General features: G+C 69.1%; 14 protein-coding genes. 10 read left to right on the top strand and 4 right to left on the bottom strand.

What is annotated here, in order from left to right; genetic code table 11:
• Window positions 1-2: 2 nt before the first annotated feature.
• The 4 genes from IG65_RS0117260 (at window position 3) to IG65_RS0117245 (ending at window position 4,105) form a co-directional block, all read left to right on the top strand.
• Window positions 3-455, top strand: a complete 453-nt coding sequence (locus tag IG65_RS0117260; protein ID WP_030515948.1) for an EVE domain-containing protein — start codon at window positions 3-5, stop codon at window positions 453-455.
• Complete coding sequence (locus tag IG65_RS0117255; protein ID WP_030515947.1) at window positions 452-922, top strand: MarR family winged helix-turn-helix transcriptional regulator; 471 nt, start codon at window positions 452-454, stop codon at window positions 920-922. Before IG65_RS0117260 ends, IG65_RS0117255 begins: the two co-directional genes overlap by 4 nt.
• A 102-nt stretch (window positions 923-1,024) precedes the next feature.
• A complete protein-coding gene (locus IG65_RS0117250; RefSeq protein ID WP_231509272.1) occupies window positions 1,025-3,175 on the top strand; it encodes an ATP-dependent DNA helicase UvrD2 in 2,151 nt (716 codons plus the stop codon).
• Between the two features lie 618 nt (window positions 3,176-3,793).
• Window positions 3,794-4,105, top strand: a complete 312-nt coding sequence (locus tag IG65_RS0117245; protein ID WP_081879546.1) for a WhiB family transcriptional regulator — start codon at window positions 3,794-3,796, stop codon at window positions 4,103-4,105.
• Between the two features lie 114 nt (window positions 4,106-4,219).
• Here IG65_RS0117245 and IG65_RS0117240 read toward each other — a convergent pair whose 3' ends face one another.
• The gene (locus tag IG65_RS0117240; protein ID WP_030515944.1) at window positions 4,220-5,563 is read right to left on the bottom strand and encodes an AarF/ABC1/UbiB kinase family protein; all 1,344 of its coding nucleotides are present in this window, start codon (window positions 5,561-5,563) and stop codon (window positions 4,220-4,222) included.
• A 242-nt stretch (window positions 5,564-5,805) separates the two neighbouring features.
• Here IG65_RS0117240 and IG65_RS0117235 point away from each other — a divergent pair, with 242 nt between their 5' ends.
• From IG65_RS0117235 to IG65_RS0117220, 4 genes are read left to right on the top strand one after another with little or no spacing between them, the layout of a single operon-like run.
• Window positions 5,806-6,825 (top strand): hypothetical protein, encoded by a 1,020-nt coding sequence (locus IG65_RS0117235; protein ID WP_030515943.1) that lies wholly within the window; start codon window positions 5,806-5,808, stop codon window positions 6,823-6,825.
• A 5-nt stretch (window positions 6,826-6,830) separates the two neighbouring features.
• The gene (locus IG65_RS0117230; protein ID WP_030515942.1) at window positions 6,831-7,811 is read left to right on the top strand and encodes a hypothetical protein; all 981 of its coding nucleotides are present in this window, start codon (window positions 6,831-6,833) and stop codon (window positions 7,809-7,811) included.
• A 36-nt stretch (window positions 7,812-7,847) separates the two neighbouring features.
• A complete protein-coding gene (locus IG65_RS0117225) occupies window positions 7,848-9,110 on the top strand; it encodes an adenylosuccinate synthetase (protein WP_030515941.1) in 1,263 nt (420 codons plus the stop codon).
• A 9-nt stretch (window positions 9,111-9,119) separates the two neighbouring features.
• Window positions 9,120-9,767, top strand: a complete 648-nt coding sequence (locus IG65_RS0117220; protein ID WP_030515940.1) for an NUDIX hydrolase — start codon at window positions 9,120-9,122, stop codon at window positions 9,765-9,767.
• Window positions 9,768-9,865: 98 nt separating this feature from the next.
• Here IG65_RS0117220 and IG65_RS0117215 read toward each other — a convergent pair whose 3' ends face one another.
• On the bottom strand, window positions 9,866-10,771 hold the full coding sequence (locus IG65_RS0117215; protein ID WP_063833645.1) for a TOMM precursor leader peptide-binding protein: 906 nt from the start codon (window positions 10,769-10,771) through the stop codon (window positions 9,866-9,868).
• A gap of 236 nt (window positions 10,772-11,007) precedes the next feature.
• On the opposite strand from IG65_RS0117215, the gene IG65_RS0117210 reads away from it, so the two are divergent.
• Window positions 11,008-11,988, top strand: coding sequence for a MaoC family dehydratase N-terminal domain-containing protein (locus tag IG65_RS0117210; RefSeq protein WP_030515938.1), 981 nt, complete (start codon window positions 11,008-11,010; stop codon window positions 11,986-11,988).
• Between the two features lie 33 nt (window positions 11,989-12,021).
• Here the strand turns inward: IG65_RS0117210 and IG65_RS0117205 are convergent, their stop codons facing one another.
• A complete protein-coding gene (locus IG65_RS0117205) occupies window positions 12,022-13,533 on the bottom strand; it encodes a zinc-dependent metalloprotease (RefSeq protein ID WP_081879544.1) in 1,512 nt (503 codons plus the stop codon).
• A gap of 50 nt (window positions 13,534-13,583) precedes the next feature.
• Between IG65_RS0117205 and IG65_RS0117200 the strand changes: the two genes are divergently transcribed.
• Window positions 13,584-14,609, top strand: a complete 1,026-nt coding sequence (locus IG65_RS0117200) for a PDZ domain-containing protein (protein ID WP_197039863.1) — start codon at window positions 13,584-13,586, stop codon at window positions 14,607-14,609.
• Here the strand turns inward: IG65_RS0117200 and IG65_RS0117195 are convergent.
• Window positions 14,606-15,253: a PPA1309 family protein gene (locus IG65_RS0117195; protein WP_228795381.1), complete on the bottom strand. Its 648-nt coding sequence runs from the start codon at window positions 15,251-15,253 to the stop codon at window positions 14,606-14,608. The two genes, IG65_RS0117200 and IG65_RS0117195, sit on opposite strands and share 4 nt — an antisense overlap.
• Window positions 15,254-15,258 lie beyond the last annotated feature (5 nt).

Genomic DNA, 15,258 nt, shown 5'->3' with positions numbered 1-15,258 from the left:
TCATGAGCAAGTACTGGCTGGCCGTCGTCTCCCGCGATCACGTGCGTCGCGGGGTGGCGCTCGGCATCGCGCAGGCCAATCACGGCAAGCGAAACGCGGTCGAACGGATGCGGCCGGGTGACGGGCTCGTCTACTACTCGCCCAGAACCGGTATGCGCGAGGGGGACGCGGTGAAGTCGTTCACCGCGATCGGCACGATCGACGATCGGCCCGTGTGGCAGGCGGACGATCAGGGCGGCTGCTTCCGGCCGTGGCGGCGCGCCGTGACCTACCGCCCGGACGCGCGCGATGTCGCGATCGATACCGTGCGCGGTGACCTCGATCTCACCAGCGTCCCCCATTGGGGCATCGTCCTCCGGCGCGGCGTGGTGGAACTGAGCGCGCACGACTTCGAGGTCATCTCCCGGGCCATGCTGGGCGAGGACGCGGGCGAGATGTGGGCGGCCGCCCGGTGAGCGACGAAAATCGTGCCCTGCGAACCGAATTCGTCAGCGCCGACGAAAGCCCCGGCCTGTTGTTGTGGCAGGTGACCAACCGGTGGCAGGCAGCGGTGCGCGCGGCGCTGGCCCCGTTCGATCTCACTCACGTGCAGTTCGTTCTGCTGGCCGCGCTGACCTGGTTCGGCGGGTCGGACGCCGGCACCCCGATCACGCAGCGCGATCTCGCCGCCCATGCCGCCACCGACCCGATGATGACCTCCCAGGTGTTGCGCGCCCTGGAACAGAAGGGCCTGATCGAGCGGCGGGATCATCCGCACGATCGGCGCGCGAAATCCTTGGTTCCGACGAAAGCCGGCGTGGCACTGGTCAATCGCGCGATCGTCGCGGTGGAGGACTGCGACCGGGAGTTCTTCGGGCCGTTGCACGCCCGTTCCGCCGACTTCGCCGCATCGTTGCGGACGTTGCGGGACGCGCGGAGTTGAGCGACGGGCGCGCCGGCCGGGGGAGCCGCGGCGGGACCCCCGTAGCGCCGGGCAACCGGGGGCGTCGTCGCGGCGGCACGGATGTCGGTGGTGCCTGTCATGATGGAGCGCGTGCCTGTCCCGACCTCATCGACCAGCCTGCGGCTCGACGGGCTCGATCCGGAGCAGGCAGCCGCGGTGCGGGCGCCGCGTGGGCCGGTGTGTGTGATCGCGGGCGCCGGCACCGGCAAGACCCGGACCATCACCCACCGCATCGCCCATCTGGTCTCGGCCGGGCAAGTACGTGCCGACCAGGTCCTGGCGGTGACCTTCACGGCCCGGGCGGCCGGTGAGCTGCGGTCCCGGTTGCGTGCGCTCGGCCTGGGTGGCGATGCGCAGACCGTCCAGGCGCGTACCTTCCACGCCGCGGCGCTGCGGCAGCTGAAGTATTTCTGGCCGCAGATCGTCGGCGACGTGCCGTGGAAACTCATCGACTCCAAATTCGCGGTCGTCGCCCAGGCCGCCCAGCGCGTCGGCCTGCCGACCGCGACGGAGAACGTGCGTGATCTGGCGGGTGAGATCGAATGGGCGAAGGCCTCGCTCATCGCGCCGGAGGACTACCCCGGCGCCGCCCAGCGCCACCACCGCGACATCCCGTATCAGGCGGACAAGATCGCGGCGGTCTACACCGGCTACGAGACGTTGAAGAACACTGCGGACGGTCTGCTGCTCGATTTCGACGATCTGCTGCTGCACACCGCCGCCGCGCTCGAGGACTACCCGGCCGTGGCCGAGGAATTCCGTGGCCGCTACCGGTGCTTCGTCGTCGACGAATATCAGGACGTGACCCCGCTACAGCAGCGGGTACTCGACGCGTGGCTCGGCGATCGCGACGATCTGACCGTGGTCGGCGACGCCAATCAGACGATCTACTCGTTCACCGGCGCCAGTCCCGCCTATCTGCTCGATTTCTCTCGCCGGTTCCCCGACGCCACCGTGGTCCGGCTGGAACGGGACTACCGATCCACGCCGCAGGTGGTGTCGCTGGCCAATCGCGTGATCGGCGCCGCGCGCGGACGCATCGCGGGGACCCGGCTGCAATTGGTCGGCCAGCGCGCCGACGGGCCGGAACCCTCGTTCGCCGAATACGACGACGAGGTCGCCGAGGCCGCCGCCGTCGCCAAGGGCATCGCCGGTCTGCTCGGGCGGGGTGTCCCGGCCGCCGAGATCGCCGTGCTGTATCGCATCAACGCCCAGTCCGAGGTGTACGAGCAGGCGCTGACCGAGGCGGGCATCCCCTACCAGGTCCGCGGCGGTGAGGGGTTTTTCCAGCGGGCCGAGGTCCGGCAGGCGGTGCAGGCGCTGCGGCAGGCCGGAGCCCGCGACGACCTGCCCGCGGCCCGCGGGCCCGAGGTGGTGACGCTCGTGCGCGCGGTCCTGGCCCGGCTCGGGCTCACGGCCGAGGAGCCGGCCGGTGCGCAGGCCCGCGAGCGCTGGTCGTCGCTGGTGGCACTGGTACAGCTCACCGAGGAACTCGCCGCCCACGATCCCGGCCTCGAATTCGCCGGACTGCTGCGGGAACTGGCCGCCCGCGCCGAGGCCCGCCACCCACCGACCGTGCAGGGTGTGACCCTGGCCTCGCTGCACGCGGCGAAGGGGCTGGAATGGGATGCGGTCTTCCTGGTCGGGCTCACCGACGGCACCCTGCCCATCGCTCACGTTCTGGGCGAGGGCGGCGCGGTGACCGACGAGGCCGCGCTGGAGGAGGAACGGCGGTTGCTCTACGTGGGCGTGACCCGGGCGCGCGAACATCTGCGGTTGTCGTGGGCGCTGGCGCGTGCCGACGGCCGGCGCCGCAACCGGCGGCGCAGCCGATTCCTCACCGGGCTGGTGCCGGAGGATTCTCCGGCGTCGATGGTCGCCCAGCAGGCCGGTGCGCGGGGTGGTCGCGGCCGCCGGCTGCCGGTCTGCCGGGTCTGCGGGCGTTCCCTGCTCAATTCGACCGACACGCTGCTCGGCCGGTGTTCGGGCTGCCCGGCCGAGGTGGATACCGAACTGCTCGGCGCGCTGCAGGAGTGGCGACGGCAGCGGGCCGAGGAGTTGCAGATCAAACCGTTCGCGGTGGTGAGCGTCAAAACGCTGACCGCGATCGCCGAACAGGTGCCTATGGACGAGGACGCGCTCGCCGCGATTCCGGGTATCGGACAGCAGAAGTCGCAGCAGTTCGGCCCGGAGCTGCTGGCGATCGTGCGATCCCGGGTGCGCAACCGGTGATTCGGTGAGGCTGCGCGAGTGACAAAACCGCAGGTGAAAAATAGGTTGTGCGGTTGTGTATCGCACCCGTAGGGTGGTGATCACGCGCTGGGAGGGCATTCCGGCGCGCACAGTGATCAGTCGGATAACGAGTAGGAGGGAGGTAGACAAAATGAACAACATCGTGACTCTCGCTTCGAGAAGCGTTGTGGCACCGGTGGTTTCTGTCGTGTCCGCCTCCCGGGGGGTCCTCGCCTTGCAGGGGACCGGTCTGTCTGTCGCAAGCATTATCGGTGCTCGACCGCAAGCGCCCGCATATGCAATTGCCGCAGACAAGTCCGAGTGGGGTTGGCACCCGGCACACGTCGGTTTCCACACCGACGCAGCCCACGCCTTCGCAGTCGAAGCCGATCGTATGACGGCGAATCTGCAGGCAGCCCGCCTCCGCAACGCACACCCAGCGACCGTGATCAGTAACCGACACCGAAGTCGGTTCAGGTAGAACCCACTACCACAGCCTCCTGGCCACGGATCGCCCGAAGCGAAACCGTGGCCATAGTTCTTTTCGGCCTCCAGCCACCGGCACCGGTTTCGCGGAAGACAACGAAACCACCGCTGCACGAGCTGAAGGAGCAAGACGTGTCCACCGCGACCGTTACTCGCGCGACATGCCGATCGACCCAGGCCTCGAGGCCGGCCCGCACCCGCGGTGTCGCGCTCACCCTGCCCTGCCGAGTCGGTGACCCGGACCTGTGGTTCGCCGAAAGCCCGACCCAGCTGGAAGAGGCCAAGGCACTGTGCGCTTCCTGCCCGATCCGCAAGGGGTGCCTCGCGGCTGCCCTGGATCGCGCCGAGCCCTGGGGTGTCTGGGGCGGCGAGATCTTCGAACAGGGCGTCGTGATCGCCCGCAAGCGGCCGCGCGGCCGCCCGCGTAAGGTCGCACTGGCGTGATCGTCGCCGGTTCGGGCCGAGCGCGGATCCGCCTCGGCCACCTCTGGGAGCACGAACGAGCCCCGCATCTTTGTCGGATGCGGGGCTCGTCCCATATTCGGGATGGGTGAACGATCAGCTGGCGCTTCGGTATTCGGCGTAGCCGGGCACCCAGTCGTGCATCAGCTTCATGAACGGAACCTCGGCGTCGAGCTGCGCGCAGATGCCGATCGAACCCATCAGCACCCGGAACACCATGATGTGTTCGGCCGGAAGTTGCAGCGACATACCCGTTTTCATCTCCGGGCGGCTCACGTCGGTCGCCTTGCCCGCCACGCGCTGCATCCACTTGCGGGTGAAGTGGAACGAATCCTCGCGGATGGGATCGGTGAACGGGCGCAGATAGTCGGCGATCTCGGCATGCGTGACGGTGCGGCCGGGAATCACCCAGCCGTTGCTGTACATCAGCTCGGTCAGTTCCTCGAACCGATCCTCGACCGCCATCGCCACCATCTGGCCCAGCACGGGCGGGAAGCCGTCGGGCAGCGGGGCGCAGGCGCCGAAATCGAGCACCGCCAACCGGCCGTCGTCGAGCATCATGAAATTGCCGGGGTGCGGGTCGGCGTGCAGCAGTCCGGCCAGGGCGGGGGAGGAGAAGTGGAATTCACCCATCAGGGTTGCGACGCGGTTGCGCAGCTCGACCGTGCCCGCCGGATCCTGGTGGCCGCGCTTGATGATTTGGGAGACCGGGGTGCCGTCGAGCCACTCGGTGACGATCACCTTCGGTGCCCCGGCCACCACCTTGGGTACCAGGAACCTCGGGTGCCCATCGAAGGCCTTGGCGAAGCGGCGCTGGTTGGCGGCCTCGGTGCGGTAGTCGAGTTCTTCCTCGGTGCGCTCGGTGATCTCGGCGAGGATGGGTTTGACGTCGGCGCCGGGGACGACGGCGCCGATCATGCCGGCCATCCGATTGAGTGTCTTGAGGTCAGCGCGCAGCGCCTCGTCGGCGCCGGGGTACTGGACCTTCACCGCCACCGTGCGGCCGTCGGACCACTCGGCCTTGTGTACCTGTCCGATACTGGCCGAGGCGGTAGGGGCGTCGTCGAAGGAACGGAAGCGCTTGCGCCAGGCCGTGCCCAGTTGCTGGTCCAGCACCCGGTGCACCGCGGCGGCCGGCAGCGGCGGCGCGGCGGCCTGCAGCTTGGTCAGCGCCTCGCGATAGTGCTCGCCGAACTCCTCGGGTACGGCGGCCTCCATCACCGACAGCGCCTGGCCGAATTTCATTGCGCCGCCCTTGAGCTCACCGAGAACGGAGAAGATCTGCTCGGCGGCCTTCTGATTCAACTCCGCATTGATCTCGCCCTTGTCGCCGCCGGCGAGTTTGCGGCCGAACCCCACAGCGGCCCGTCCCGCGATACCGAGTGGAATCTTCGCCAACTTGGCGTTGCGGGATGAGCTACGGCGCACAATCTCAGACACACCCCCATCATGGCTGACCCACCATGTCGCGTGCCATGTGAATTGCGTGAACTCCACCCCTGGACCGAGACGTGTCATCGGTCACAGTGGGGCCGGTCGGGGCCGTGGTCTGCGTGTGCGAATCCTTGGGAAACGGCTTATCGGTGGTGGTCGGCGGGTGTTCGTCGCCTGTTTTGGTCATCACGACAAAAAGTTGGCACGAATCTCTAGGTCCCAGTGTTTTAGTCGGTTAGACTAAAACTATGACGACACTGCGAGCAGCCGCGGCGACCCTCCGGAAGGTGCGGCGTCCGGAAGACCTGTTCGGCGTGGCGACAACGGATTCCACCGCTCGCCGCATCGCGCATCGGACGTATCTGCGGCTGGCCGCCGCGCTGCATCCGGACCGGGTAGCCGCGGCCGACGCCGAGCGGGCCGCCGCGGCATTCGTCCGCCTCGGCGAGTTGTATCGGAGCTGGCTGGCGGCCGAGCAGACCTTCGAGGTGTGTGGCATGCGGGGGCGGTATCGCCTCGGCGCATTGCACGCCGCCGGTTCCGTCGCGGACCTGTACCGCACCGACTCGGCGGCCGCCGTGGTGAAGATCGCACGGCGGCAGGCCGCGAATTCGCTGCTGGCGAACGAGCGGAACGCGCTGACGGATATCGCCGCGCTCACCGGCGAGCACGAGTGGCTGACGCCGTACTACCCGCGCCTGATCGACACCGTCGACCACACCGATACCGAATCCGGCGAGGTGCGCGCGATCAACGTGCTCGACGCGCTGACCGACGGGTTCGTGACGCTGGCTCGAGTCCGCGCCGCGTATCCGCGCGGACTCGACCCACGCGACTACGCCTGGATGCACCGCCGGCTGCTGCGCTGCCTCGCCGGTGCCGCGACCGCGCACTGGGTGCACACCGCGGTATCCGCGGAGAACGTGCTCATCCATCCCCGTCTGCACGGGGTGGTGCTGGTCGGCTGGTCGTTCGCGACCCGGCCCGGGCGGGTGCCGGCGGCCACGCCGGCCTCGATCGACTATCCGCCCGAAACGGGCAGCGGGGTCTGCCCGCGCACCGATGTGTATCTGGCCCACCGGCTGCTGCTCACCGTGCTCGGCGACCGCGCGCCCGCGCCGATGCGCGCCTTCGCCGAGGGCTGCCTGCAATCCGCGCCGCGGCTGCGGCCCGACGCCCGCACCCTGCTCGACGAATTCGACGACCTGCTCGACCGGCTGTACGGCGCCCGCCGCTTCCGGCCGTTCGAACTACCGAAAGGACAGTGATCACCATGGGATACGGACAGTGGGACGATAGTGCCTACGACGCCGCGCGCACCTTCCGCGCCGCCCGCGGACTCGACGACTTCGGCTATACCGCCGACATGCGGACCAAGCCCTATCCGGAATGGGTCGCGCATCCGCTGCTCGACCCCTTCGGCGTCGGGGTGCGCGAATCCCGCGATTCCGACGAGCACGGGGCCTCGCTGCCGATCGCGGTGCTGTTCGACGTCACCGGGTCGATGGGGCGGGTCCCGCGCATCATGCAGGAGAAGCTGGCTACCCTGCACGGCCTGTTGCAGCGCAAGGGATATGCGGAGGATCCGCAGATTCTGTTCGGCGGAATCGGCGATGCGGACTGTGATCGGGTGCCGCTGCAGATCGGGCAGTTCGAGTCCGACAATCGGATGGACGAACAGCTGCGCCTGATTCTGCTCGAAGGGGGCGGTGGCGGACAGAAATCCGAAAGTTACGAACTCGCAGCGTATTTCATGGCCCGGCACACGGCGACGGACGCGTGGGACAAGCGCGGACGCAAGGGTTATCTGTTCATCGTGGGTGACGAGCTGAACAAGTCGCGACTCGCGGCGGAGCAGGTACGCCGGGTGATCGGCGACGATGTGCCACAGGACATTTCGGTTCCCTCGATCTACCGCGAGCTGGCCGATCGGTGGCATGTGTACTACATCCTGCCGAATCAGTCCCATTACTACACCGACCCGGAGATTCTCGAGCACTGGCGGGGAGTGCTCGGAGAGCGGGTGCTGCGGTTGGACGATCCGGCGGCGGTGTGCGAACTCATCGCGCTGACCACCGGGATCGGCGAGGACCGCGTCGATCTGGGTGCCGGCCTGGCCGATCTGCGGGATATCGGGTCCGATGCCGCCGAGGTCGTCGGCAAGGCGCTGGCCCCGATCGGTACTCCCGTCCGCTCCAGCGGTGCGGGCGCACTGCCGGCGGCGACCGCGGGCGACGACGACGTCCGGTTCTGATCGCGAGCCCGATCCGACAAGCGAAGGGAACACATCATGTTCGGCGACCGGCATGTGATCGTGGTCGATCTGGGATTCGGCGACGCCGGGAAAGGCGCCACCGTGGATTGGCTGTGCTCGCCACAGGCCGGCTTGGAGGTGGCGGCCGTCGTGCGCTTCAACGGCGGAGCGCAGGCCGCGCACACCGTGATCGCCGACGGACGGCGCCACACCTTCCGGCAGTTCGGATCGGGCACGCTGTCGGGCGTGCCGACGGTGCTGTCGCGGCATGTGCTGGTGGATCCGATCGCCCTGGCGGCCGAGGCCGAAGCGTTGGCCGCGTTGGGGGTTGCCGATCCGCTGGGATCGATCTTCGTCGACGAGCGCGCACTGCTGACCACCCCGATCCACGGAGCCGCCAACCGCTGCCGCGAGGATGCGCGCGGTGCCACACGGCACGGTTCCTGCGGTATGGGCATCGGGGAGACCGTGCGCTACGCACTCGAGCACGATGCGCCTCGGGTCCGGGACTGCCGGAGCCCGGATGTCCTGCGCCGCAAGCTGATCGCGCTGGAGCGGCACTACGCGCCGCTGCTGGCGCGCGGGCGGCACGGCTGGGAGCCGATCGACGCCCTCGTCGAGGTGTATACGGAATTCGCGCGGACGGTCGCACTGGTGCCGGGCGAGCAGCTCGCGGTTTTCGCCGCCGCGGGCCGGCTGGTCTTCGAGGGCGCCCAGGGCGTGCTGCTCGACGAATGGCGGGGCCTGCACCCCTACACCACCTGGTCGACGGTGGAACCCCGCCATGCCCGCGCCATGCTGGCACGCATCGGCGCACCGGGCACGGTGCTGGGAGTGACACGTGCGTACCAGACTCGCCACGGCGCGGGCCCCTTTCCGACCGAGGACACGGCATTGGCGGTCCCGGAGCCGCACAATGCCACCGGTCCATATCAGGGCGTCTTTCGCGTCGGCCATCTGGATCCGGTTCTGCTGCGCTATGCCGTGGAGGCGTGCGGGGGAGTCGACGCGCTCGCCGTCAACCACCTGGATCTCGTGGCCGGTCGTGACGACTTTCACGCTGCCGCAGGGTATTTCGCCCCCGACGGATATCGGGACCGGCTCGATTGCGGCGCCTGGCGGGATCTGGACCATCAGCGGTGGCTGACAGGTCTCCTCGCGCAGAGCACCCCGGATCTCGTTCCGCTGCCGGCGGACGTTCCGGAATTCCTGGAACGCCGGCTCGGCGCGCCGGTGGTGCTGACCGGGTACGGCCCCGATCGCGCCGATCGCGTGGCCCGGGTCGCGGCTGCGGCATGATGGTTGGCCGTGGAGCAGCAATCCGCCGTATCGCTCGATGTCGTCGCCCTGCGATTCGGCGCCGACGACCCGGCCGTCACCTTCGGGGTGGCGCCGAGGCAGTGGGAGCCGTTCGCCGGCGAGCTCGCCCTGCCCGGTGTGCTGCTCGGCCGCGGTGAGCGACTCGTGACGGCGGCCCGTCGTGCGGTACACAGCAAACTGGGCGTGCCCGAGGATGCGATTCTCGCCGTCGGTCAGCTGGTCACGTTCGACGAGCCGCACCGCGATCCGCGCGGGCCGACGCTCTCGATCGCGATGTGGGCGGTCCTCGGGGGACCTGCAACACCCACCGGTGCTCAATGGGTTTCGTTCGATGCGGTCCCGACGCTGGCCTTCGACCACAACATGATCGTCGAGGTCGCCCGGGAACGGCTCGCCGAGATGCTCTGGAAGGACCTCACTTTCACCCGTCCCCTGATCGGCGAACAGTTCCCGGCCACGCGCGCGGTCGCCCTTGCGACGGCGCTGTCCGGCACTCGTCCCGACCCCGGCAACCTCAACCGCACCCTGGCCGCGATCCCCGGCCTCACCCGCACCGGGGAACGAATGCGAACCAAGGCCACCGGACGGCCCGCGGCCGTCTGGTCCTTCACCGACTCGGCCACCAGCGAGCACTGATCCGACCGAACCCGCCCACCTCGCGATCGAGACCACGGCGGCCCTGAGGCGAGACTCTGTCACCGCCCGAGCTGCGGCGCGGGCCACCTTCGTCGCGCTCATACCGATCCTCCGGCGACGGATGCCGCGCGATCGTCGGCCGCCGGTTCGGTTACCGTGGCTGCGATTCGCCGGCAGGCGCAGTCCGCGTGCGGGGTCCAGCGGCGCCGGGCGACGCGCCGGGTGTGTGGATCGAATTCCAGTGTGGTGTCCAGGGTTCGAGGCGGATCGTCGGCGGCGTCCTCGATGATCGATTCGATCTCGCGCAGTGTCAGGGCGGCGGTGGCGGCAATGGTCGCGGGGGAGGCGTAGCCGGTCCGGCCGAGCAGTTGCGCCGCCAGATGCGGCCATTCGGCGTCGAATTCGGTGCGGGTCAGGTCGGCGCAGCGCAGACAGCTGGTACCGCCGGGCAGCACCAGCGGCCCGATCACACCGTGCCCGTCGCGGATGCGAACCTGCAGATGCGGGATCCGGCGCACCAGCAGCATGCTGACCAGTTCCGGCACCGGCACCAGCGCATCGGTGAGTATCACCAGATCGGTGGACGGCAGCGAATCCGAAGTACCGCCGCGGTATTCGCTCGAACGCGTCGGAGTGATGCCCAGTCGCCGAATACCGCCGTGTAGCGAATCCGCCAGGGGCCCGCGGCCGTGTACGTGCACGGTCCGCACGCGAGTGCGGCGCGCCCGCGGCCACACCAGCAGTCCGGCCGCGTCGATATCGCGTAACAGTTCCAGGGCCACGGCACCTAGACCGAGTTGCCCGGCCTCCCACAGAAGCTGAGGATGGCTGTGCAGACCGTCGAGCAGCCGGACGAAGGCGACGACCGCATCGGTCTCGACTGCGGGCGGGTGCAGGAGTACCGCGCGTTCGGGATCCCATCCCAATTGCACCGCGCCCGAGGGCCGGCGCAGAACCGCCACCCGCGGATGCAACATCGGTCCACGTGCGTGTGACAACGTCATGGGCCTCAGTATTGTCGCGGGCCCTGCTCACAGCGGGAGGAAAACCGCTGGTTATCCACAGGTTCGACGTTGTCCACAGGGTGCTTCGACTCGAGTCGCAGTCCCGCTCCGAACGCACCGTTTCACAAAACTCGCCGACGACTCGCCGTGAATTTTCCAGACCGGCGCCGAGAGTGCTAACGCCCGGCCACCGGCGGCCGACAATCGGGTCGATTCGGGTCGGTTAAAGGAGCAACATGGTCAGCGCATCCCTCGACGTGCCACCGGTGGCATCGCTGCACGGCGAACATCGGTTTCGGACCCGCGGCGATCGTCCGATCGCGGCGGACGCGATTCGCGAGTACGCCCGGGCGATAGGCGCCACCGACCCCATCCACTGCGACGAACGTGCCGCCGCCGCCCGGGGATTCGATGCCCTGGTGGCCCCGCCGACCTTCGCCACCACGGTATGGATGCGCGCTGAGGAAAGCACGCTCGAGGCACTCGTGCCGGGCTTCCACCACGGGCGCGTCGTGCACGCCGACCGCACGCTGGAAATCGTGCGCCCCCTGCTGGCCGGCGACCGCATCAGCTGTGAAATCGGATTCGAATCCTTCCGCCACTACCGCGACTACGACGTGGTCTCGGTGACCACCCTGCTGCGCGACGACGACGGCCAGGTCGTGACCAGCGGCTCCTCCACGCTGCTGGTGCACATCCAGCCCGGAACCTGTGCGCGAACCGGGACGCCCGGCCGGCCGCACGATCTCGAACCGGTTCCGGCGCAACGGCGCCTGCGCACGCCGCAGCGCGACCGGATCCAACCGTCGCTGCCGCGCCCTCTCGTCGATCTCGGCCCGCTGGCGGTCGGCGCGGATCTGCCCGCCGACACCGTCACGGTCGCGGCCGACGATGTGGTGCGGCACGCCGGTGTCGTCGATCCGCACCGTTGCGGCACCACGACCGGAACGGTGCCCGGAATGCTGACGTTCGGCCTGGTCGCGGGATATCTCGGCCGCTGGCTCGGCGATCCGACCGCGCTGACGAAACTGCGGGTGCAGTACGCGCCCAAGATGCACTATCTGCCCGTCGACTCCGATGCTCCGGCGTCGATCCTGTTCGGCGGACAGGTCGGCTGGCTCAGTTCGCGCCGCCGGATGGTGACCGTCGTGGTCGACGCATTGTCCAAGGGGCGCAAGCTGTTCGGCTACGCGACCGCCGAAGCGCGCCTGGGCTGAGGCCGGGCGGACCGGCCTCGGTGACGCCGCCGATCAGCGATCCTCGTTCTCGCCACGCTCGTCACCGGCGTCCGGCGGATTCGTGCCCGAACCGGAATCGTCCTGAGCGGTGGTGCCTTCCGTGTTCTTGTCGCCTGCTGCGTTCTGCTCGCCGGCCGCGTTCTCGTTCGGCCGCTCCTGTTGCGCCGCAGCGCCTTCGCGGCGTTCGCGGGCCTCGGTCTCGGCCAGCTGCGCCAGCGGATCGTCGAAAACGTTGGCGCCGCCGCCGATCACACCGTCGATGAAGCCGCTCGGCTTGTCGAGATCCTCGGAGCTGGGCAGCAGATCCGGATGCGCCCACACCGCGTCGCGCGCCGACATCCCCGCGTCGGTGGTCAGCCGCTGCCACAGCGTGGCCGCCTCCCGCAGCTTGCGCGGACGCAACTCCAAGCCGACCAGCGTGGCGAAGGTCTGCTCGGCCGGACCGCCGGTGGCGCGGCGGCGGCGCAGCGTCTCGGCCAGCGCACCCGCACCGGGCAGCCGGTCGCCGAGCGCCTCGGCCACCACGACCTGAACCCAGCCCTCGATCAGTGCCAGCAGCGTTTCCAGCCGCTCCAGCGCGGCCTTCTGCTCCGGAGTGGTCTGCGGTTCGAAGGTGCCCTGCGACAGCAGTTCCTCGAGTTTCGACGGATCGGTCAGCGACATCGGATCGATGTTTTGCGCGGCCTCCTCGATCGCGGAGAAGTCCATGCGGATGCCCCGCGCGTAATCCTCGACCGCGCCCAGCACCTGCTGCCGCAGCCACGGCACATGGGCGAACAGCCGCTGGTGAGCAGCCTCGCGGGCGGCCAGATAGACCAGGATCTCGCTTTCGGGACGTTCCAGGCCCTTACTGAATTCGCTGATCGCGCTGGGCAACAGCGCCGCGGTTCCGGCCGGACCCAGCGGCAGCCCGATATCGGTGGAGGTCAGCACCTCCTGGGCGAGCTGCCCCAGCGCCTGACCCAGCTGTGAGCCGAAGGCCAGACCGCCCATCTGCCCGAGCATGCCGAGCATCGGCCCGGCGAACTGCTTGGCCTCCTCCGGCAGTGTCGAACTCCACATACCCGAGACCTGCTCGGCGACCGGATCGCAGAGCCGCTTCCAGGTCGGAAGGGTCTGCTCGATCCAGTCGTTGGGTGTCCACGCGACCGTCTTGGTGGCGCCGGCGGGCAGTGTGGTCGCCGTGTCCAGCCACAGTTCGGCCAGATGCGCGGCATCGCTGACGGCGCGCTGCGCCCCGTCGGTGACCGGCGCGACCGTCGAACCGAGTTGCTGGCGAGCCAGCCGCTTGGCGACGTCGTAGTTGACCGGACTCGCCTGGCCGCCCGGCTGGCTCATGGTGGAGAACATCTGCCCGAGCGAGGTCAGCATCTGCCCGAAGGCCGCGGGATCGAATCCGGCCGCGCCCGAAGACCCCATGCCGAAGGCGAAGGGGTTGTTCGCTCCGGAACCGGCCTGATCGTCACGCTTGTCGCGGTCGGGATCGTCGTCGCGGTTCGAGAATCCGAAGGGCACGTCGCTCATGCCCCCAAGGCTACGCGGATGGTGATCGTGGAGCCGCTACTGTGGGCCGGGTGAATCGTCGGATCATCACCTTGATAGCGGCTCTGGTGCCCGTGCTCGTCCTCGGTGTGGTGGGCAGTGCGGTGACGGTGCCGTTCGTCGCTCTCGGCCCTGGTCCCACCTTCAATACCCTCGGCGAGGTGGAGGGCAAGCAGGTCGTCTCGGTGCAGGGCGCCGCGGTGGATCCGACCTCGGGACACCTGAACATGACGACGGTGTCCGTTCGCGACGGGCTGAATATATTCGAGGCGATGGGCTTGTGGGTGGACGGCCGCTACGGGCTGGTGCCGCGCGCGGAGGTCTATCCGCCGGGCGTTCCGCGCGATCAGGTGGACAAGTCCAACCAGGCCGATTTCAAGGAGTCCGAGGACAACGCCGAACTGGCGGCGCTGAACTTCCTGAAGTATCCGACCAAGGTTCAGGTGCGCGTGGTGGCCGACGACGGCCCGGCCAAGGCGGTGCTGCAGAAGGGCGACGAACTGGTGAGCGTGAACGGGAAACCGATCGCGACCTCCAAGGATGTGATCGACGCGGTGCAGGGCGCTGCCCCCGGTACGACGATTCCGATGGTGATCCGCCGCGGCGGCGCCGAACAGACGGTCGAGGTGAAACTCGGTGCGCGCCCGGACGATTCGAACAAGGCCTACCTCGGCGTCACTCCGCAGCAGGTGCCGGCCGGTCCGCTGCAGGTCGATTTCAACCTCGCCGATATCGGCGGCCCCTCGGCCGGCCTGATGTTCAGCCTGGCCCTGGTCGACAAGCTCAGCCCCGGTGAACTCAACGGCGGACGCTTCGTCGCCGGCACCGGGACCATCGATCCGCAGGGCAAGGTCGGCCCGATCGGCGGTATCCAGTACAAGATGATCGCGGCCCGCGACGCCGGCGCGGAGACCTTCCTGGTCCCCGCCGACAACTGCAACGAGGCCCGCCAGCGCACCCCGGAGGGCCTGAAGCTCGTGAAGGTCGACACGTTGGCCGCCGCGGTGCAGTCGCTGGACGACGTCAACGCCGGGCGCCCCGCGCCCAGCTGCGGTTAATCCGGCTCGTTCTCGAGCGTGTGGCGCAGCGCGTCGACCAGGTTGGGGGCCAGGTTCGGTGCGGTGCGCAGATCCAGCTCGGGGAAGGCCTCGTCTTCCTCGGGGCGTAATTGCAGCAGGCACAACGAGACGCCGTCGCGCAGCACGCCCGCGTAGAGCCGGGCGTCGCGGCGTTCGGGATGCGTCTGCGCGGCGTCGCGGCCGGCGGCGTCGGCGGCGTCGCGGTCGGCCAGCAGCGGTGCGATGGCCTCGTCGAGCGTGCGTTCGGCGGTCGGCGGCAGCACCACGATCTGCTGCACCAGCACCACCCCCTCGACGGCGGGCGGCCAGCTGGTGGTGGCGAGGAATTCGTCGAGCGCCATCGAATCGCCGCTCAGATCGTCCGGAAGCGGTTCCTGGGCGATGGGAGTCAACGCGGCCCCGTCGTCGAGCTGATCCTCGAGCGTCGGCTCGGCGGCCACCAGGTCGGCGGTCGGCACCAGCGCGAACAACTGCGGCGGCTGATCCCAGCCCTCGGTGTCGGCGAACTCGGCCACGTCCCGGATGCAGCGGTACAGGGCGGAGGAGGGATTGTCCACAGTCACGGCCGACACTGTACGTCCAGCGCGAGCGCCCGCGTCCCCGCCACGGCATACCGGAGCCATCCCGA

Source organism: Nocardia sp. NRRL WC-3656, from assembly GCF_000720265.1.
GTDB lineage: Bacteria > Actinomycetota > Actinomycetes > Mycobacteriales > Mycobacteriaceae > Nocardia > Nocardia nova.
Note: the sequence above shows the minus strand (reverse complement) of the source record. Positions and strands in the feature narration are given on the sequence as shown.

Coding starts and splice junctions, on each gene's coding strand:
- IG65_RS0117260 (WP_030515948.1), top strand. CDS start 3: ATGAGCAAGTACTGGCTGGCCGTCGTCTCCCGCGATCACGTGCGTCGC.
- IG65_RS0117250 (WP_231509272.1), top strand. CDS start 1,025: ATGGAGCGCGTGCCTGTCCCGACCTCATCGACCAGCCTGCGGCTCGAC.
- IG65_RS0117235 (WP_030515943.1), top strand. CDS start 5,806: ATGACGACACTGCGAGCAGCCGCGGCGACCCTCCGGAAGGTGCGGCGT.
- IG65_RS0117230 (WP_030515942.1), top strand. CDS start 6,831: ATGGGATACGGACAGTGGGACGATAGTGCCTACGACGCCGCGCGCACC.
- IG65_RS0117225 (WP_030515941.1), top strand. CDS start 7,848: ATGTTCGGCGACCGGCATGTGATCGTGGTCGATCTGGGATTCGGCGAC.
- IG65_RS0117215 (WP_063833645.1), bottom strand. CDS start 10,771: ATGACGTTGTCACACGCACGTGGACCGATGTTGCATCCGCGGGTGGCG.
- IG65_RS0117210 (WP_030515938.1), top strand. CDS start 11,008: ATGGTCAGCGCATCCCTCGACGTGCCACCGGTGGCATCGCTGCACGGC.
- IG65_RS0117205 (WP_081879544.1), bottom strand. CDS start 13,533: ATGAGCGACGTGCCCTTCGGATTCTCGAACCGCGACGACGATCCCGAC.
- IG65_RS0117195 (WP_228795381.1), bottom strand. CDS start 15,253: ATGGCTCCGGTATGCCGTGGCGGGGACGCGGGCGCTCGCGCTGGACGT.